This is a genomic window from Rhodococcus sp. NPDC057135 (assembly GCF_042670865.1).
GTDB lineage: Bacteria > Actinomycetota > Actinomycetes > Mycobacteriales > Mycobacteriaceae > Rhodococcus_F.
The window spans coordinates 203,993-222,764 of sequence record NZ_JBHUUU010000002.1 but is presented as its reverse complement, the minus strand read 5'-3'; the positions used below and the strand labels follow the sequence as shown (position 1 = coordinate 222,764).

Below are 18,772 nucleotides of genomic sequence, written 5' to 3'. Positions count from 1 at the left end.
CGACCCCAGCGCCAGCCAAGACCACCACTGTCCACATGGTTTCGAGCTTGGGGTCTGGCGTTCACCAGGGGCAGACTACGAATCGTCTTGTGGACTACTTGGGCCCTGTGAACAAAGCTAGGCGATAGCGGCTGCCATGGCCTCTCGCGGAGCGGGCTTGCCCGTGAACTGCTCGACCTGTCCGAAGGCCTGATTGAGCAACATCTCGAGGCCACCGATCACCGTGCCACCAGCCGCCTCGACAGCCGAAGCGAGTGGCGTCGGCCAGGGGTTGTAGATCGCGTCGAGGACAAACCGCGCCTTCCCCAATTGCTGGGCAAAGGGCGTTGCCGCATCTGCGGGAACGGTACTGACCAAGACCGAGGATTCGGCGCAGATCCCACCGAGCCGCGCATCGTCGAACGCAACCAGATCAATGTCCAACCCGACAGCACCACCGCATTCGATGGCACCGGATGCGCGTCCCGGATCACGTGCGACCACGGTGACTGCCCGAACTCCCATGTCGGCCAACGCGACCAGTGCCGGCCGCGCGGTGCCGCCCGCGCCGACAACTACCGCCGAACTCCCGCTCAGATCGCCGACACCGCCGGCGATCAGGGCACCGCTGACTCCGTCGACGTCCGTGCAGTCGGCACGCCAACCGCCGTCGATGCGAACCAAGGTGTTGGCCGAGCCGATGGTCACCGCCCGCGGTGTGCGTTCGGTGGCGTACTCGAGTGCCGCGATCTTGCCGGGCATCGTCACGGAGAGTCCGACCCATTCGGGGCCGAGTGAATCCACGAGGGCAGGCAACTGCTCGCCGGTGCACTCGATCCGCTCGTAGGTCCAATCGCTCAGGCCCAAAGCCTCGTACGCCGCAAGGTGCAGCAACGGCGACTTCGAGTGAGCGATCGGACTTCCGAGAACAGCTGCCTTACGCGGCGTCTCGAGTGTTGCCGCGGTACTACCGTCCACTGTCGAGAATCCCACTTTGCTGTGCCAGTTCGATGTTGGCGAGATGCTCTTCGTAACTCTTGGTGAAGAGCGTCTGGCCTTCCTTGTTGATCGTGACGAAGTACAACCAGTCGCCGTCTGCCGGGGATTCCACGGCCTTGAGAGCGTCGATGCTCGGCGAAGCGATCGGCGTCGCGGGCAGGCCGGGCATCGCGTACGTGTTCCAGGGAGTGACGCGCTCACGGTCGGCATCCGTGGTGGCGACCTCGGTGGTGTCGAGTGAGTAGTTGACCGTGGAGTCGAACTGCAACGGCTGATCGACGGCGAGTCGGTTGACGATCACTCGCGCGACCTTGGCCATGTCGCCAGGCAATGCCTCACGCTCGACCAACGACGCTGCCACCAACAACTGGTACGGCGACATTCCGACGCCGCTTCCGGCTGTCAGAATCCCGGTGGCCTCGTACTTGGCTGCACTGCCCTCGACCAACGCACGCAAGATCTCGGTGGGCGTCGCAGTCGGGTCGAAATCCCAACTGCTGGCGGCGATCAAACCTTCCAGCTGACGATCCTTGTCCGGCACGCTCTTGACCGAAGACATGGCCCAGTCCGGGACGCCGAGCGAAGCCAGATCGGAAGATGCTCCCGCAGTGTTCAATTCATCTGTCGATACGCATTTCTGAGCGGAAACCGGGCCTACACAACTCGCCTCGGAAATGAGGTTGTAGATGCCCTTCTTGAGTGAGCCCGTCTGCGCGTCCGAACTGTCGTGCAGCTGACGACCCTCGGCGATGACAACACTGCCGACTCGGGAGTCCGGGGCAACCAAGGTGTCGAGAGCGCTCGCGGCGCTACTCTGCACCGGCACCTGGTAGAAGCCGGGTTGCACCTTCTGGATCTCCGACGGATTGGCGATCGCCGCGTTGTAGAAAGCAGCGGAACTCGCGACGATGTTTTTCGCCTCGAGCGTCGCACCGATCTCCGATGCGGTTTCTCCACTGTTGATCTGGATGACCACGGGTGCGCCGCCGGGGCCGGCGAAATCCTCCGCGGTCTTGTTGCGATCCATGTACCAGAGAGCGCCGTATGCACCGACACCGAGGACTGCGATCACCAACACCAGCAGGGCGAGAACACCGACCTTCTTGCCTCGCTTGGCGCGCTTGTTGCGCGCTTCGCGTTGCTTACGTGCCTCGGCTCGCGACATGTGCGGCGGATCGATGTTCTGCGGCAGCGCACGCATGACCATGGTCTCGTCGTTGTCGAAGTCGAACGAACTGGTGGGCCGGCTTCCGCCGCCCTCATCCCACCGCGCGTTCACAGATCGCCCTCCAGTGCAGCGTCCTTCGACGACTCCCCTGGTTTCACAGCTCTACTCCGCTCGTCCAGCCAGCCTTGCAGGATTTCCACCGCCGCAGCCTGATCGATCATCGGCCGCTGACCGCGTGCCTTGACTCCACTTTCGCGGAGATTGCGCGCAGCCGTGACAGTCGTCAGTCGTTCGTCGGACAGTCTCACCGGGATCGGTTCGACGGCCCGCTGCAGTCGTTTGGCGAATGCAGTCGCGATACCGGCGGCTTTACCTTGCTCACCGCGCAGCGTCTGTGGCAGTCCGACGATAACCTCAACGGCCTCGTATTCGGACACGATGTCGATAATGCGCCGGATATCCGGCGCGTCGGGCCCACGCTCCTTCGAGCGTGGAACCGTTTCCACCGGTGTCGCGAGGATGCCGTCGGGGTCGCTGGACGCGACGCCGATGCGAACACTGCCGACGTCGATGGCGATGCGCCGCCCGCGACCAGGGTCGTCGATGCCGGGGCGATCGGGACCCACCTGCGTAGCCACCACCGTCAGCTGCCGCCCGCCAGCTCTCCGACTCGGTCCCGGATCGCATCGAGCGCCGCCGGGATTCCTGCGGAGTCCGAACCCGAGCCCTGGGCCATGTCGGGCTTTCCGCCGCCGCGGCCGCCGATCTTGGGTCCGAACGACGCGACCAGTTCGCCGGCCTTCACACCGAGACCTTGAGCTGCCTTGCTCGAGGCGACCACGAACGGAACCTTGCCGTCGACGTCACCGAGGAGAGCTACGACGGCAGGTTCGGAGCCGAGGCGACCCTTGATGTCCGTGACGAGGCTGCGCAGATCGTTTCCACCGACTCCGGCAGGAGCCGGTTCGGCGATCACCAGGACGCTGCCGATGCGCTTGGCCTTGGCGACGTACTCGCCTGCCGACGCCAGAACAGCCTTGGCCTTGGTCTGCTCGAGTTCCTTCTCGGCCACCTTGAGTCGCTCGACGAGCGCCTCGACGCGAGCAGGCACCTCTTCCGAAGGAACCTTCAGTGAGGAGGACAGTCCGGCCAGGAGCGCGCGCTCCTTGGCGAGGTAGCGGTACGAATCCAAACCGACGTACGCCTCGACGCGTCGGATTCCGGAGCCGACCGACTGCTCACCGAGCAGCGTGACCTGACCGATCTGAGCGGAGCTTCCGACGTGAGTACCGCCGCACAGTTCCATCGAGAACGGGCCGCCGATTTCGACGACGCGAACCTCGTCGCCGTAGTTCTCGCCGAAGAGTGCCATCGCACCCATCGACTTGGCCTTGTCGAGATCCGTGACGAAGGTGTTGACCGCGTAGTTCGACGCCACGGCTTCGTTGGTGAGGGCTTCGATGTCCTGCTTCTGGGACTCGGACAGCGCGCCCTGCCAGGAGAAGTCGAAGCGGAGGTAACCCGGCTTGTTGAGCGAGCCGGCCTGCACCGCGTTGGGGCCGAGCACCTGACGCAGCGCAGCGTGCACCATGTGGGTACCGGAGTGCCCCTGGGTTGCGCCCTTGCGCCACTCGGCATCGACGTGTGCGAGGACGACGTCACCCTCGGTGATCTCGCCCTTCTTGACCGTCACCTTGTGCGTCCAGACCTTCTTGGCGATCTTCTGCACGTCGTTGACCTTGGCCTCGAGGCCCGGAGCGGTGAGCGAACCGATGTCGGCGATCTGTCCACCGGACTCTGCGTAGAGCGGGCTTCGGTCGAGGATGACCTCGACGTCCTGGCCGGCCTTCGCCACCGGCACGCGGACGCCGTCGACGATCAACGCGAGAACGTGAGCCTCGGAGACGAGTTCGTCGAAACCGGTGAACTCGGTGGCGCCTCGATCGAGCAGTTCCTTGTAGACCGTGAGGTCGGCGTGAGCATGCTTGCGAGCCTGCGCGTCGTCCTTGGCGCGCTTGCGCTGCTCGGCCATGAGCGAGCGGAAACCGTCTTCGTCGACGGTGAGACCGGCCTCGGACGCCATCTCGAGCGTGAGGTCGATCGGGAAGCCGTAGGTGTCGTGCAGTGCAAACGCCTGATCGCCGGCGATGACCGACTTTCCGGACGACTTGACCGACTCGGCAGCATTTTCGAAGAGTGCCGATCCCGAGGCCAGCGTCTTGAGGAACGCGGTCTCCTCACCGACGGCAACGTTCTCGATGCGCGTGAAGTCGGTTTCCAGAACCGGGTACGACGGCGCCATCGTGTCGCGGACGACGATCATGAACTCGCGCATGGTGGGCTGCTCGCTGCCGAGCAGTTTGGCCGAGCGCACGATACGACGCAGCAACCGACGCAGGACGTACCCGCGGCCGTAGTTGCCGGGGTTCACACCGTCGGCGATCAACATCGCGGCGGTGCGTGCGTGGTCGGCGATGACCCGGAAACGGACGTCTGAAGTGTGGTCGGTCCCGTAGACACTGCCGGTCAGTTCGGCGGCCTTGTCGATGACGGGGCGGAGAAGATCTGTCTCGTAGACGTTTTCGACACCCTGCAGGAGGAACGCGACGCGCTCGACGCCCATACCGGTGTCGATGTTCTTCTTCGGCAACGGTCCGAGGATCGGGTAGTCGCCCTTGTTGGTGCCCTCGCCGCGCTCGTTCTGCATGAACACGAGATTCCAGATCTCGATGTAGCGGTCCTCGTCGGCTTCCGGGCCGCCTTCGACGCCGTACTCGGAGCCGCGATCGTAGAAGATCTCCGAGCAGGGTCCGCAGGGTCCTGGGATGCCCATGGACCAGTAGTTGTCCTTCATGCCGCGGCGCTGGATGCGCTCTTCGGGCAGTCCGACCTCGTCGCGCCAGATCGCGAATGCTTCGTCGTCGTCAAGGTAGACGGTGGCCCACAGGCGGGTGGGATCGATGCCGTATCCGCCGTCCTCGACCGAACCTGTCAGCAACTGCCAGGCGTGGGAGATGGCTTCCTTCTTGAAGTAGTCACCGAAGGAGAAGTTGCCCGCCATCTGGAAGAAGGTGTTGTGGCGGGTGGTGATGCCGACCTCTTCGATGTCCAGGGTGCGGACGCACTTCTGCACGGACGTCGCGCGCGAGTAGGACGGCGTCTGCTGCCCGAGGAAGAACGGCACGAACGGAACCATGCCCGCGTTGACGAACAGAAGGTTCGGGTCGTCGAGAATCAGCGAGGCGCTGGGCACCTCGGTGTGGCCGGCCTTGACGAAGTGGTCGAGGAATCGCCTGCGGATCTCGTGGGTTTGCACTAACCGGTCCTTACCTTCAAGAGCGTCGAGCTATGGGTGTCCAGACTAACGCGTCGACCGGTGGAACCTGGCAGGCGTCAGCCACGAACTATTCGACGGAGTTTGCTCACCCGATCGGCGATCTCTCGCTCGTTGCCGTGCGCGGTGGGCTGGTAGTAGTCGACACCCACCAGATCGTCCGGCGGATACTGTTGCCGCAGAACACCATCACGTGTGTCGTGCGGGTACTTGTAACCGACTGCGTTGCCCAATTGCTCGGCGCCCTTGTAGTGCCCGTCGCGCAGATGCGGCGGTACGAGTCCGGATTTTCCGGCGGCCACGTCGGCCATGGCAGCGCCGAGAGCGGCGATGACCGCACCCGATTTGGGGGCTGTCGCCAGATGAATGGTGGCTTGTGCCAGAGCAAGACGCGCCTCGGGCATGCCGATCAGCTGCACTGCCTGCGCGGCGGCGGTCGCAGTCTGCAGAGCTGTCGGATCGGCCATGCCGATGTCTTCGCTGGCGTGAACGACCAGACGCCGTGCGATGAATCGAGGGTCTTCGCCCGCGGTCAGCATCCGTGCGAGGTAGTGCAGTGCGGCGTCGACGTCGGAGCCGCGAATGCTCTTGATGAATGCGCTGATGACGTCGTAGTGCTGATCTCCGGCACGGTCGTACCGAACCGCAGCCTTGTCGACGCTGGCCTCGACGGTCGCGAGGTCGAGCACCACCGGACCCGGCGCGTCACCTGCAGTGTCCAGTGCGGCCCCGGCAGCGGCCTCGAGTGCCGTCAGGGCTCGGCGTGCATCGCCGGAAGCCAGACGGACGAGGTGTTCCATCGCGTCGTCGTCGATCGTGATCGCTCCCCCGAACCCTCGCTCGTCCGCGACCGCACGCTCGAGCAGTTCCTGGACATCGGCAGCGGTGAGCGATTGCAGTTGCAGGACCAACGAGCGCGACAACAGCGCGGAGACGACGGAGAACGACGGGTTCTCGGTGGTCGCGCCGACCAAGAGAACGATCCGGTTCTCGACTGCGGCGAGCAAGGCGTCCTGCTGGGTTTTGGAGAAACGATGAACCTCGTCGATGAACAAAACCGTCTGTTCGCCGTTCAGCAGGCGACGGCGCGCGAGTTCGATGACACCGCGGACTTCCTTGACACCCGCGGACAGAGCAGACAAAGCCTCGAACCGACGGCCTGTTGCACCCGAGATCAACGATGCAAGCGTGGTCTTGCCGGTGCCGGGAGGTCCGTACAGAAGCACCGATGCGGCGCCGGAACCCTCGACCATTCTGCGCAGTGGCGCGCCGGGCCCGAGTAAGTGCTGTTGCCCGACAACCTCACCAAGAGTGAGCGGGCGCATGCGGACAGCCAGAGGAGCACCGGGCGGCACCGAGGACAAAGCGCGCTCGGCTACCGACACGACATCTGGTTCGTCGATCTCGGACTCTTCCGGTGTTGCCTCGAAGAGGCCGTCTTCCGCCACCGTGCTGTCTTCCGCTTGCCAATCGCTCACGAATCGACGCTACTAGAGACCACCGACGCCTGACACAATCCACTGTTCCGCCAGCCCTCACCCCGCTGGGAATCAGCATTGGATAGCGTTGTCGCCATGAGCACCTCCGAGATCGCCACCGTCCTCGCGTGGCACGATGCACTCAACTCCCAAGACATCGACACACTGCTGCAGTTGTCGAGTGACGACATCGAGGTCGGCGGCCCCAAGGGCGCGAGCCAGGGACTCGCTGCCCTGCGCGAGTGGGCCACCAACGCCGGCATCACACTCGTCCCCGGAAAGATGTACGTCCACCACGGCGTGGTCGTCGTCGAACAGACTGCAACGTGGGCGGCCGAACCGGACAAGTCCGCAACTGTGGCCTCGGCGTTCCGAGTCGTGGCGGATCAGGTCACGTCGACGTTCCGGCATCCTGATCTGGCGACGGCGCTCGCAGCGACGGACCTGTCCGAGAGCGATCTGGTCTCCGACAACTGAGCGGACCTCGACAAAGAAAGGGCGCTCGTGCTGCGTGCACGGGCGCCCTTCTGCATGTGGTCAGTCAGAGACTCAACTGAACTCGGTGCGCAACGCCGCCACGACCTCGCGGGCGTGTGCCTCGACGGCGTCGTTGCCGGCGAGCTGCGCCGAACGCGCGAGCCTGGCCCAGCGTCCCACCAGTGCGTCGGCGCGCGGGATCGAGAGATAGTGCTCTCGAACCGCAGCGATACGTGAATGGTCTTCGGGCAGGTACAGGTAGGTGCTGAGCCAGACCCAGATGAGTTGGGCTTCGACGATCCTGCGTCCCAACTCGGCCTCGTCGGCCAGGGCGGGCCACATCCCGACGACCTCGGCCCGCCAGGCATCCACCATCGCCGACGCCCGCTCTTCGGTCAGGTCGATGTTGCACAGGCAACCGGGAAACGACACCAGCGCGTAGGTGATGTCGAGGAGGGCGTCGCGGTAGCCGCCCCACTCGTAGTCCAGGAACTGCACGCCGTCGTCGTTGACGATGATGTTGTCCGGGCACAGGTCCGACGGACTGAATGCACGGAACCGGCCGCCACTGAACAGCGTTTGTGCGTGCTGCACCTGCTCGAGAATGTCCGAACTCACATCGATGCCGAGACTTTCCACCAGCATGGTGGGAACGCCGGCCACGGCGCGTCCCACCTGATCCGCTACTTCGTCGGAGCAATGGGCGACCTCGGCGCGACGCAGCAGCGCGGTGAAGTCGTCCTCACGGCCTACTGTCGCGGCGTGCATGCGGCCCATGGCCTGCGCCATGGCCATCAACGTGTGCGTGACGGTGTCCGGGTCGGAGTCTTCGAGACGGACGCTGATGGCGGTGGCGTCGCCGAGATCACTCAGAATCAAAAGACGAGCGTCGAGGTCGGACGCCAGCAGTTCCGCGCCGGGGCGAGCGTCCTTGGCCAGCGCGTTGGCGAACTGATACGACACCGCTTCACGGAGGAAGGCGGTTTCGACGTCGAAGTCACCCTCGGATGCGGCGGGGAGCGCAATCGCCGTCTTGGTAGCTCCCTGAAAGTTGTCGCGGACCTGCTTGATCACCAGTGTGCGAGGCAACGAGAACGGATTCTCGGCGACACGGACGCGCAGCACGACGGTGCGGCCACTCCCCCCGAGATCGACTGGATCCACCAGGGTTACGGGTGCCCCTGTGCGGCGTGTCAGCAACTGCTCAGCAGCTGCGACGACTTCGGAAACGGGGTCTGCCAGTAATGCGGTCATCACCGACCAACTTACCCGTTAGTGACTCCGATCATGCCCAGCTGATCGTCGCGGGCTCGAAAATTCGAGCGCTCACAGCGACAGAAACAGGCCCTCACGTGCGGTGATGACAAAAGTCCCTAATCGCCACACCGTCGCACAGTCCTCGCGAGAATTTTTCTACTCGTGAGCAGAACTCCACTCGTACGACGTCACGCAGATTTGTCCGCGTCGTCTTTGTCCGCGTCGTCGTCCTCGTCGACAAATCGAGAAATGCCCTTCAACGCTGCTTCGAATTCCTCGTCGGCCCGCGTTCTGACCCAGAGAACGAGTACGCAGGCGATGACTATCCCGAGCAGGTTGACCGCCAGTTGCAGAGACGACAATCCGGCGATCCGCCACTCCCCGTTAGCTGCCGCAACCACGGCGAAACCAGCGGCGGGAACTGTGGTGACCGAGATGAACACACCGACCAAGGCGGCGGACTTCGAGGAGACGAGCGCCAGCATTCCGGCCGCGCCGGCGAGGAGGGCGACGACAAAGGAAATTGGCCCGACCTTGTAGACGAAATCGACCTCGTGGAGTGATTCGAGACTGACGACGTCCATCCATCCGAAGAACTTCACCACGAACGTGGCAGCAAGAGTCACGCCCATCGCGATGGGGAATCCGACGGCGAGCGCAAGAATCGAGCGTCGGCGCAACCGTCGGTCGCGCCGCACCAGTGCCACCGCAAGGGCTGCCAGCGGCCCGAACTCGGGGCCGACGACCATGGCGCCCACGATCGTGATCTGTGAGTCGGTGACAACGCCGATTGCGGCAAGAAGGCACGCGATCGTCAGGAACGCGACGAACAATCCGTTGAGAGTTGATTCTTCCCGAGTGCGGGACAGCAATTCCTCCCACACGACGGAATCCGCTGGATCACCCGGCACGTCACGCTCGGCTTTGCGCGCCGCCGCCGACAACACCGTCTCTACCGGTACGAGCGTCATTCCGCCGTCCTCGGCGACGCCGAGTTCGTTCAGGGCATCGACGACGTCGTTGGCCGCTTCACGGGCGACGTCGGCCTCCACCATGTCACCGGCAGGATGAACTGCGACATCACGTAATACGACGATGTGTGTCGCGCCCCGCTGCGACGCGAGCGCACCGAGAACTTGCTCGGTGCGCTCGGTCGGGCAGATCACCCGCAAATGCAGCATGGCGATCCGGTGTCGGCTCTACTTGGCTTCGCCGGTGTCGCCTTCGGACTTCTTGTCCTCTGACTTCTTGTCCTCGGACTTCTTCTCGGGCTTCGCGTCGATACCCGATTCCTTGCGCTGCTGAGCCGAGATCGGTGCCGGCGCATCCGTCAGCGGGTCGACGCCGCCGCCGGACTTCGGGAACGCGATGACCTCACGGATGGAATCCATGCCGGCGAGGAGCGCGGTGATGCGGTCCCAGCCGAATGCAATTCCGCCGTGCGGGGGCGCGCCGAAGGCGAAGGCGTCGAGGAGGAAGCCGAACTGCTCCTGCGCCTCTTCCTCGGAGATACCCATCACCTTGAACACTCGTTCCTGAATGTCCTTGCGGTGGATACGAATACTGCCGCCGCCGATCTCGTTGCCGTTGCAGACGATGTCGTATGCGTAGGCGAGAGCGGAATCCGGATCGGTGTCGAACGTGTCGAAGAACTCCGGCTTCGGTGAGGTGAACGCGTGGTGCACGGCCGTCCAGGCGGAGTGGCCCAGCGCAACGTCACCGGAAGCAGTGGCGTCGGCAGTCGGCTCGAACATCGGAGCGTCGACGATCCACACGAAAGCCCACGCGTCGGGATCGATGAGGTCCTTCTTGCGCGCGATCTCGCCACGGGCTGCGCCGAGGAGCGCGCGCGTCGACTTGGTCGCACCTGCTCCGAAGAAGATGCAGTCACCAGGCTGAGCTCCGACATGAGCGGCAAGGCCCTCACGCTCGGCGTCGGTCAGGTTCTTGGCGACGGGGCCACCGAGGGTGCCGTCCTCGCCGACCAACACATACGCCAGCCCCTTGGAGCCGCGCTGCTTCGCCCATTCCTGCCAAGCATCGAGTTGCTTGCGCGGCTGGCTTGCACCACCGGGCATCACGACGGCGCCGACGTACTCGGCCTGGAACACGCGGAACGTCGTGTCCTTGAAGAACTCGGCGCACTCGACCAGTTCGATACCGAAACGGAGGTCGGGCTTGTCGCTGCCGTAACGACGCATTGCCTCGTTGTAGGTCATGCGGTCGATCGGCGTCTTGATCTCGTGGCCGACCAGCTTCCACAGCGCCGTGAGGATTTCCTCGGCGAGCAGGATGATGTCGTCCTGGTTGACGAATGCCATCTCGATGTCGAGCTGGGTGAACTCCGGCTGACGATCGGCGCGGAAATCCTCGTCGCGGTAGCAACGCGCGATCTGGTAGTAGCGCTCGATGCCGCCGACCATGAGGAGCTGCTTGAACAGCTGCGGGCTCTGCGGCAGCGCGTAGAAGCTACCGGGCTGAAGGCGTGACGGCACGAGGAAGTCACGGGCGCCCTCTGGTGTCGAACGCGTGAGTGTCGGCGTCTCGACCTCGACGAACTCGTGGTGCGAGAGAACTCCGCGCGCTGCAGCACTTACCTTGGAGCGCAAGCGAATTGCGGAGCCGGGCCCCTCACGACGCAAATCGAGGTAACGATACTTCAGGCGTGCTTCTTCGCCGACCTGATCGTCGAGCTGGAACGGCAGCGGTGCGCTTTCGTTGAGAACCTCGAGTTCTGTGGCGTTGACCTCGATTGCTCCCGTGGGGATCTCGAAGTTCTGGTTGCCCTCGGGGCGAACCTCGACCGTTCCGGTCACGCGGACGCAGTATTCCGCGCGCAGACGGTGCGCCTGCTCGGCCACGTCACCTGCCCGGAAAACTACCTGCGCAACTCCGGATGCATCACGGAGATCGATGAAGATCACTCCGCCGTGATCACGACGCCTGGCTACCCAACCGGTGAGCGTTACGGTCTGCTCTGCCTGCTCGGGTCGCAATGAACCGGCGAGATGTGTGCGCAGCACGGGATTCCTTTCGAACTACTTCCAATAACCGACGACCGACTACTTTGCCTGCGATCCTACGGAGCGAACTGCGCAGAGCGGAAACGCGGACCCGCATCGCATGCGAAGCTATCTCCAGAAGTGACGGCAAGCACTGGTTCACGACAGCAGAAAGCGGACATAGATGACCTTCAACGAGGGGGCCCGCGGTGAAGCGGGACGCGTTCAGGTTCAAGGCGGCGGGGGCGGCGGTGGCCGCGGCGGCAAAATCGCGATCGGCGGTGGCGCGGGTGGCATCATCGTCCTGATCTTGGCGCTGCTCTTCGGCGGTGACCCCGGCTCACTGCTGGGCACGTCTACCGAGACCTCGAGTTCGTCGACCGGACTGTCGTCGGTCGACGAGTGCACCGGCGCTCAGGCAAACGCCGATGTGAACTGCCGCGTAACTCTGACCGTCGGAAGCCTCGACGATGTCTGGGAACAGCAATTGGTCAAGCAGACCGGTACGGCGTACGTCCGACCCGAGGTCATCTTGTTCAGCGGTTCGGTCAACACCGGTTGCGGACAGGCGTCGAGTGATGTCGGTCCGTTCTACTGCCCGGCCGACCAGACGGCATACTTCGACACGAGTTTCTTCCAACTGCTCGTCGACCGTTTCGGTTCCAGCGCGGGGCCGCTCGCACAGGAGTATGTGGTCGCTCACGAGTTCGGACATCACATCCAGAATCAGCTCGGAGACATCGGCCGCGCGCAAGCCGACCCGCAGGGCGAACAGTCGGGTGCAGTTCGCACCGAACTCCAGGCAGATTGCTACGCCGGCGTCTGGGCACACTTCGCGGACACGATTCCCGACGAAGCGACTGGTCAACCATTCCTGAAGCCACTCTCGGAGAAGGACATTCGTGACGCACAGTCGGCGGCTTCATCGGTCGGAGACGACCGTATCCAGAAGTCCACGACCGGTCGGGTCAACCCCGAGGGCTGGACACACGGCTCTTCCGCGCAACGTCAGGCGTGGTTCGCAACTGGATATCAAACAGGCCAGGTCTCCTCATGTGACACCTACTCGGCGAGGGATCTGAACAACCCACCCGACCTGAAGCGGTAGAGAACCCGGAAACCATCCCGCCGACAATTTTTTCTGTCTTGACAGAATTGATTGTCGGTGGGATGGTTTTCTCATGTTGGAAGTAGCAGTCATCGATCGCCCCGCTGCCGCGGAGGCATCGCTCGACCCGATACGGCAACGGATTCTGGCCGAATTGGCGGTGCCGGGATCGGCATCCTCGCTGGCGCCTCGGGTGGGACTGACACGCCAGAAGGTGAACTACCACTTACGCACTCTCGAAGAGCACGGACTTGTCGAACTCGTCGAGGAACGCAAGCGGGGCAACATGACCGAGCGCATCATGCAGGCCAGCGCCGCGTCGTACGTCATCTCCCCCGCCGCCATGTCTGCACTCGCCCCGGACCCGAGCCGGTTCCCGGATCAGCTCTCGGCGCGCTGGCTCGTCACTCTGGCGGCGCGGATCGTCCGAGAGGTCGGCGAGCTGATCGCCGGGGCGACTGCGGCCGGAAAACCGTTGGCGTCCTTTGCCATCGACAGCGACATCACCTTTGCGACTGCATCCGACCGCGCCGCATTCGCCGGCGAACTCGGCGAATCGATCAACTCACTCGTCGCCAAGTACCACGGCGGCAACTCCGAAGGCGGACGCAAACACCGCCTCGTTGTCGCCCTGCATCCCAGCCTCACCACACCCCACATCACCGACGCGCCCGAAACGGAGAAGTAACAATGTCCGAGAAATTCGAAATCCGCCGCGAGGTGGTCGTCCCCGGAACTCCCGAGCAGATCTGGGCCGCCATCTCGGCCGAAACGGCCGGCTGGATGTTCCCCTCCCCCCTCGAGATCCCCGCCGACGGCAGCCGCCCGGACAGCCCGATCATCGCGACCTGGGAGCCGCCCAGCGAACTTGCCATCCACATGCAAGGCCCCGACGGCTGGTTCAACAACCTCGAATACGTCGTAGAAGCACGCGACGAGAGCACCGCCGTTGTCCGCTACGTCCACGCCGGAGTGTTTGCCGAGGACTGGGACAACCAGTACGACGGAGCGAGCAAGCACACCGACTTCTACCTTCACAGTCTCGGCCAGTACGTGCAGTACTTTGCCGGTAGGCCCACAACGTACGTCTCGGCCGAGGGTCCGGAGGCCTCCAGCGCGCCGGACGCCATGGAAACACTTCGCGGCGCACTTGGAATCACCCGAGGCACCGCCGTCGGCGACACGGTGACGGTGAATGTGCCCGGAATCGGGACCATCGAAGCAATCGTCGATTACGTCGACGACTGGTTCATCGGCTTGCGCACCGAGAACGCCTTGCTTCGGTTCTACGGCCGAAATGCCTTCGGCGGCAACGTCGACGCGGCCCATCACCTCTTCGCCGCGGATGCGGATGGTGACGCAGCGACGGCAGCGTGGCAGGCCTGGCTCACCGGCGTGTTCGCCTGAGTCGTCACACTCCCCGCTCTGCTGACACACGACCGTTGTCGATCGCGGTCAGCAGAGCGGCGTGATCGCGGGCGTTGCGTTTGGCGTAGGCAGCCGCGAACTCCCCGATCGCGAAATCGAATTCGGTTCCGTCGCCGAGATATTCGGCGATCGCTATCCGATCGGACGAGCGAGCATGCGCGTAGGCGAGGACCCTCGCGCACAAGCGGCCGTAGAGTTCCAAACCCTCCGGCACCATCTCCTCGATGACTGCCGACCCTTTACCGTCGCGCAGTTGGCGAATGTAGAAATCGTGCTCGCCCTCGTCGAGCCCCGGCCCTCGTTCCCAGCCGAGAAAAATGTCACTCGTCGCTTGCATCAAGCGTTGCCCGTTGACGACGCGCTCCCCTTCGTTCTTGAAGGTCGGGCCGTCGACGTAGCCGGACAGCACCGAGGGCTGCGCCTCTTTGACCTGCAAAATCAACGGATCGTCGTCGTCGACGCCTTTCATGAGGATCATCCATGCGCGTGTTCCGACGCTTCCGACGCCCACGACTTTTCTGGCGATGTGCGTCATCTCGAAGGCGTCGAGGAGAACGCGTCGATCCCACTGCAGTGTGTCGCGATACGACCGGACACGTTGGCGCAACAGGTCCTCGATCTGCGTGAGATCGGTCCCGGCGAACAACTCGTTTGCGGGCACGATCAAGGGCGGATCACTGATGAATCGTCGCCGGCCGTCGACGATTTCGGTGAACTTGCCTGCCGCCTGCACACTGTCGCGGCGGCGAGCCTTGTCCAGCGTCGCTTGTGTGCGAGCGACCATGCGCTTCTTCAGGTCGATTTGGAGAGCCTCGAGTCCGTCCTCGGGTGCGACGTGCGAGTACCAGACTGCAAGATTTCCCAACCCTGCCTGGGTGATCATGGTTTCCCGATATTCGGCCGCGCATCCGCGAACGATCTTCTTGCGCTCCTTACCCGAAAACCCGTTGTCCTTCGCGGCGATCACCAAACTTGCGGCCAGTCGCTTGACGTCCCACTCGAACGGGCCCGGGTAGGTTTCGTCGAAATCGTTGATGTCGAACGCCAACTTCCGCTCCGGCGTTGCGTAGATCCCGAAATTGCTCAGATGTGCGTCACCGCAGAGGTGGCTGCGAAGGCCCGAATCCGGACTGCGCGACAAATCGTCGGCCATCACCAGCGCAGCACCCCGAAAAAACGAGAATCGCGATGCCGACATCCGCCCATAGCGAATGGGTACCAGGTCCTGGACCCGGGATTGCGCCTGCACTTCCAGCAGCGAAATCGGGTCGCGGTCGCTGTCGGCGAGATCAGCGAGCGCCGCCAGAGGGGTGTCTCTACGCGCCTGGCGGCCGCGGGCCCGCCGCTCGTCGACAGAGAGATGTTCGGTGCGCACTGCTGTCATCTGCCCGACCTTTCACTCGCAACGGCTATCGCTACGAACTCGACGCGTCGGGCATCGCTCGGCCTCCTGATCCGCGCGCCGCGCGTACCAGGAGTTCCGGACTGGACACCAACGCCTTGCGCCACGGAAGTACCCCGTCGATCTCGATCTGAATCGACAGGCTGAGCACCGTTCGAATCAGCACGATCATGCCCAGAACTGCGGCATCGGTCAGCGACGGTGAAGACGTCACCGTCTTGACCAGATCAGCGGCGACAAGAATCTCGAGCCCGAGAAGGATGACCGCGCCCATGGTTTCGCGCAGAGTGCGAAACGCTGAACTACCGTCGCGCGTTCGAGTCCACGCGCGTCCCGCGATCACGAATGCGAACACGAACCCGAGAACCATGGCAACAACACCGAGCACCTCGAACCATTCGGTGACCAGCTCGAAGAACCTGATTTTGTCCATGGTCATGATTCTCGAGGTAACGCACCGATAAGTCGAGGTGACACGACGGTAGTTACCAGGCGCTGTTGCTCGACGCGCTTTCAACGTCGCTCGCGCCCCGCGGACACTGTCAGCCGAACACCCGATACCCACCGTGACGATCTGCCGATACGTTACGAGGTCAGGTTCTTCGTGAGCGAGTTTGTTTCTACTGCAATTAAATATCCGCCACACTCACTGATGAAATGAGGCCACGTGTGCACGTCCGCGGACGATCAACACGAGCACTACTAGTTGTCTGGGCGGCAATCACAACCGCGTCTTGCGCGAACCAGGTCACTCCGGCCGGTCCGGACAAGGATGCGTTGTCGGCATCAGTGACATCCGCACCTGCGGAAGCGTCGCAGGAAAGGGACGCAACGACTCTCGTTCCTGCACTGGTCGATCCGGCAGGTTTCCGATACACCTCGGGTGGGCTGAGCGGATACTTCTTCACAACGCCGAGCGGTCTGTGGCGTTGCGCAATTCTGACGGCAAGCGCGCAGAGCGGGGCCGATACTCAGATGGCAGGGTGCCAGCCGAAAACCAGCACGGATATCGACGTCGAAGATGCCCCACTCGTGGCGGATCACGGGTCGGACAACCTCGTCCGACCAAATGCCATCCTGGTCAACAGGACAGACGATCCTCGGTTCGCGAGGCTCAGCCAGGCGCTGTTCTGGCGCACGGATGGCACGACGCCGGTTCTTTCCTACGGTCAAACGCTCTCGACCGAGGGCTTCTCCTGCAACGTCCAAGAAACCGGAGTGTCATGTCGGTCCGAAACCTCGACACGAGGATTTTCGTTCTCCACTCACGGGTTCGACTACCGATATGTAGAGGCATTGGCTCCACAGGCGCAGCCAATGCCCACATCGAATGTCTCCCAGAGATCGGAGCCAGTCCTCGGACGCGTGTGGGGGCCTTCGCAAGACGGATACGGAGAAGTCCGCCCTGAAACGGTGTACAACGGTGGGAGCGCCTCAGGCTCCGTCAGCAACATCGTGTGGCAGAGCTGGGGCGGCGAGCAGGCAACCGGCACGGGTCTCGCTTTGAACGTGACGTTCGCCTCCAGTGTGGCAGCCGCATCCGCGGAGAAAGCGACGGTGGTCGCGTTCGACCTCGGGGATTGCGAGGGCACATGGATGTATCGGTCCCTTGTTTGGTTCTTCCCCCACAGTGGGGAGACATTCGAATCGGCCCAGGAAAATTCGATCAATTCCTGTCAGGTGAGCGCGTACAACGGAGCTCCCACGAACTCGGGCGGTTCGACGGGCGGCTCATGTGGAACGGTGACCGCCGAAGACGGGAAGGCGCGCGACGTATTGATCAAGAGTGGGGGCTCCACCTGCGTCGAAGCGATGAAGATGATGCAAGCGACCTACCCGATGCTGTACGACAAACCGCTGGATGGAACCACCTACGGCGATTGGAACTGTGGCATCGTCCCCGCCGGTGAGGTGCTCTTCACTTGCAACAACCCAGCGCAGAACGGCATCGTACTCATCTACCGCTCAGCAGATGATCCCTACCGGTAGAGACCTACCGGGGCCGAAGCTCCAGCCGAATGCGTGCGTGGTGTCAGCTGAAGATCCGCTCGATGTCGTCGAGCCGCAGCTGTGTCGCGCGAGGAGAATAGCCCGAGCCCCACAGGCTGTCGTCGACGTAGTGGACGTTTCCGGAGCGGACAGCGGGAAGCCGCTCCCACAGCGGGTTCATCGCCAACTGGGCGCGGACATCCTGCTGGTCCTGGAAAGCGCCGACGACGATCACGTCGCTGGTGACCTGATCGAGTTGCTCCGCGGAAAGTGTGCGCGTGAACTCCTCCGACGTGGCTCGATCACCGGGGAATCCGAGGGCGTCGAGAAGAGCGTCGACCTGGTTGTAGACAACGCCGTTCTCGCCTGTGCGCAGGAGGGTTACCGACGGCAGCGAGCCGAGTGCCGAGAGTCGATCCTTGATTGCCAGGAGTCGGTCTTCCGTTCGCGCGTTCAATTCCGCGGCAGCGTCTTCGCGTCGGACCGCGACGCCCATCGAGGTGACCAACTTCTTCATCTCGTCCCACGTGAGGAACCCGTTGAAGCCGGCGAACACCGGTACACCGGTCGCCGAAAGTTCGTCGTAGGACTTTGCCGCATAAGCATTTCCGGCGGTCAGGAGCATGACGATCAGATCGGGCGACGCACCGATGATGGCTTCCTTGTTCCAGGTTCCGGCCGTGCCGAGGTTCGGGATGTTCGCGGCCTCCGGCATCGTCCGCAACACCGCATCGCTGCCCACACCTTCGAGACCGAAGAAGCCGCCGACGATCTTCTCCGGCGGCACACCGAGGTCGAGCACCGTCGCCATGGCGCTGACATGGGCGATGACCATCCGCTGGGGATCCGACGGAATCTCGATGCTGCCCGTCTCGTCCTGCACGGTGACGAGACCTGCAGACTCCGAGCCGTTTTCGTCACTGCTGCACGCTGCCAGAAGCGTCGCGGCCGCCGCGCCGAGCCCGGCGCCGAGGAAACCCCGGCGCGGCAGCGCATCGACGATGCGGTTCCACTGCTCGTCTGTATGAAGTACGGGGTCTTCGAGTGCGGGGTGCAGGCAAATCGAGTTCGACACAGTTCGGTCCATTCGTTCGGCAGTCGAGAATCTCCTCGATTGTGGCGATCGAACAGTCGAAATTGAACAGGATTTC

General features: G+C 63.4%; 16 protein-coding genes. 5 read left to right on the top strand and 11 right to left on the bottom strand.

What is annotated here, in order from left to right:
- Positions 1–117 precede the first annotated feature (117 nt).
- From ACFT1A_RS04055 to ACFT1A_RS04035, 5 genes are all read right to left on the bottom strand, one after another.
- A complete protein-coding gene (locus ACFT1A_RS04055; protein WP_378445934.1) occupies positions 118–957 on the bottom strand; it encodes a shikimate dehydrogenase in 840 nt (279 codons plus the stop codon).
- Positions 947–2,257, bottom strand: coding sequence for an endolytic transglycosylase MltG (mltG, locus tag ACFT1A_RS04050; RefSeq protein ID WP_378445933.1), 1,311 nt, complete (start codon positions 2,255–2,257; stop codon positions 947–949). The genes ACFT1A_RS04055 and mltG overlap by 11 nt, the downstream gene beginning before the upstream one ends.
- A complete protein-coding gene (ruvX, locus tag ACFT1A_RS04045; protein ID WP_378445932.1) occupies positions 2,254–2,787 on the bottom strand; it encodes a Holliday junction resolvase RuvX in 534 nt (177 codons plus the stop codon). Before ruvX ends, mltG begins: the two co-directional genes overlap by 4 nt.
- Positions 2,788–2,789: 2 nt before the next feature.
- Entirely contained in the window at positions 2,790–5,462 is a 2,673-nt protein-coding gene (alaS, locus tag ACFT1A_RS04040; RefSeq protein ID WP_378445931.1) for an alanine--tRNA ligase, read from the bottom strand.
- A gap of 77 nt (positions 5,463–5,539) precedes the next feature.
- Positions 5,540–6,883 (bottom strand): replication-associated recombination protein A, encoded by a 1,344-nt coding sequence (locus ACFT1A_RS04035; protein WP_378446117.1) that lies wholly within the window; start codon positions 6,881–6,883, stop codon positions 5,540–5,542.
- 171 nt (positions 6,884–7,054) lie between these two features.
- On the opposite strand from ACFT1A_RS04035, the gene ACFT1A_RS04030 reads away from it, so the two are divergent.
- A complete protein-coding gene (locus ACFT1A_RS04030) occupies positions 7,055–7,435 on the top strand; it encodes a nuclear transport factor 2 family protein (protein ID WP_378445930.1) in 381 nt (126 codons plus the stop codon).
- 72 nt (positions 7,436–7,507) lie between these two features.
- Here the strand turns inward: ACFT1A_RS04030 and ACFT1A_RS04025 are convergent, their stop codons facing one another.
- The 3 genes from ACFT1A_RS04025 to aspS all read right to left on the bottom strand — a co-directional run bounded on the left by ACFT1A_RS04025 (position 7,508) and on the right by aspS (position 11,715).
- On the bottom strand, positions 7,508–8,689 hold the full coding sequence (locus tag ACFT1A_RS04025; protein ID WP_378445929.1) for a kinase: 1,182 nt from the start codon (positions 8,687–8,689) through the stop codon (positions 7,508–7,510).
- Positions 8,690–8,880: 191 nt separating this feature from the next.
- Positions 8,881–9,873, bottom strand: a complete 993-nt coding sequence (locus tag ACFT1A_RS04020; protein WP_378445928.1) for a DUF389 domain-containing protein — start codon at positions 9,871–9,873, stop codon at positions 8,881–8,883.
- A gap of 18 nt (positions 9,874–9,891) precedes the next feature.
- Positions 9,892–11,715 carry an aspartate--tRNA ligase gene (aspS, locus tag ACFT1A_RS04015; RefSeq protein WP_378445927.1) on the bottom strand — a complete coding sequence of 608 codons (1,824 nt, stop codon included), beginning with the start codon at positions 11,713–11,715 and terminating at the stop codon, positions 9,892–9,894.
- Positions 11,716–11,878: 163 nt separating this feature from the next.
- Between aspS and ACFT1A_RS04010 the strand changes: the two genes are divergently transcribed.
- The 3 genes from ACFT1A_RS04010 (at position 11,879) to ACFT1A_RS04000 (ending at position 14,209) form a co-directional block, all read left to right on the top strand.
- A complete protein-coding gene (locus ACFT1A_RS04010; RefSeq protein ID WP_378445926.1) occupies positions 11,879–12,802 on the top strand; it encodes a neutral zinc metallopeptidase in 924 nt (307 codons plus the stop codon).
- 73 nt (positions 12,803–12,875) lie between these two features.
- On the top strand, positions 12,876–13,490 hold the full coding sequence (locus ACFT1A_RS04005) for an ArsR/SmtB family transcription factor (RefSeq protein WP_378445925.1): 615 nt from the start codon (positions 12,876–12,878) through the stop codon (positions 13,488–13,490).
- Positions 13,491–13,492: 2 nt separating this feature from the next.
- The gene (locus ACFT1A_RS04000) at positions 13,493–14,209 is read left to right on the top strand and encodes an SRPBCC domain-containing protein (RefSeq protein WP_378445924.1); all 717 of its coding nucleotides are present in this window, start codon (positions 13,493–13,495) and stop codon (positions 14,207–14,209) included.
- A 4-nt stretch (positions 14,210–14,213) separates the two neighbouring features.
- Here ACFT1A_RS04000 and ACFT1A_RS03995 read toward each other — a convergent pair whose 3' ends face one another.
- Together ACFT1A_RS03995 and ACFT1A_RS03990 are read right to left on the bottom strand one after the other, a co-directional pair.
- On the bottom strand, positions 14,214–15,614 hold the full coding sequence (locus ACFT1A_RS03995; protein ID WP_378445923.1) for a DUF2252 domain-containing protein: 1,401 nt from the start codon (positions 15,612–15,614) through the stop codon (positions 14,214–14,216).
- Positions 15,615–15,645: 31 nt separating this feature from the next.
- Entirely contained in the window at positions 15,646–16,065 is a 420-nt protein-coding gene (locus ACFT1A_RS03990; protein ID WP_214886538.1) for a DUF1622 domain-containing protein, read from the bottom strand.
- 224 nt (positions 16,066–16,289) lie between these two features.
- Between ACFT1A_RS03990 and ACFT1A_RS03985 the strand changes: the two genes are divergently transcribed.
- Complete coding sequence (locus ACFT1A_RS03985; protein ID WP_378445922.1) at positions 16,290–17,621, top strand: hypothetical protein; 1,332 nt, start codon at positions 16,290–16,292, stop codon at positions 17,619–17,621.
- A 43-nt stretch (positions 17,622–17,664) separates the two neighbouring features.
- On the opposite strand, the gene ACFT1A_RS03980 is transcribed toward ACFT1A_RS03985, so the two are convergent.
- Entirely contained in the window at positions 17,665–18,696 is a 1,032-nt protein-coding gene (locus ACFT1A_RS03980) for an ABC transporter substrate-binding protein (protein ID WP_378445921.1), read from the bottom strand.
- Positions 18,697–18,772: the final 76 nt, after the last annotated feature.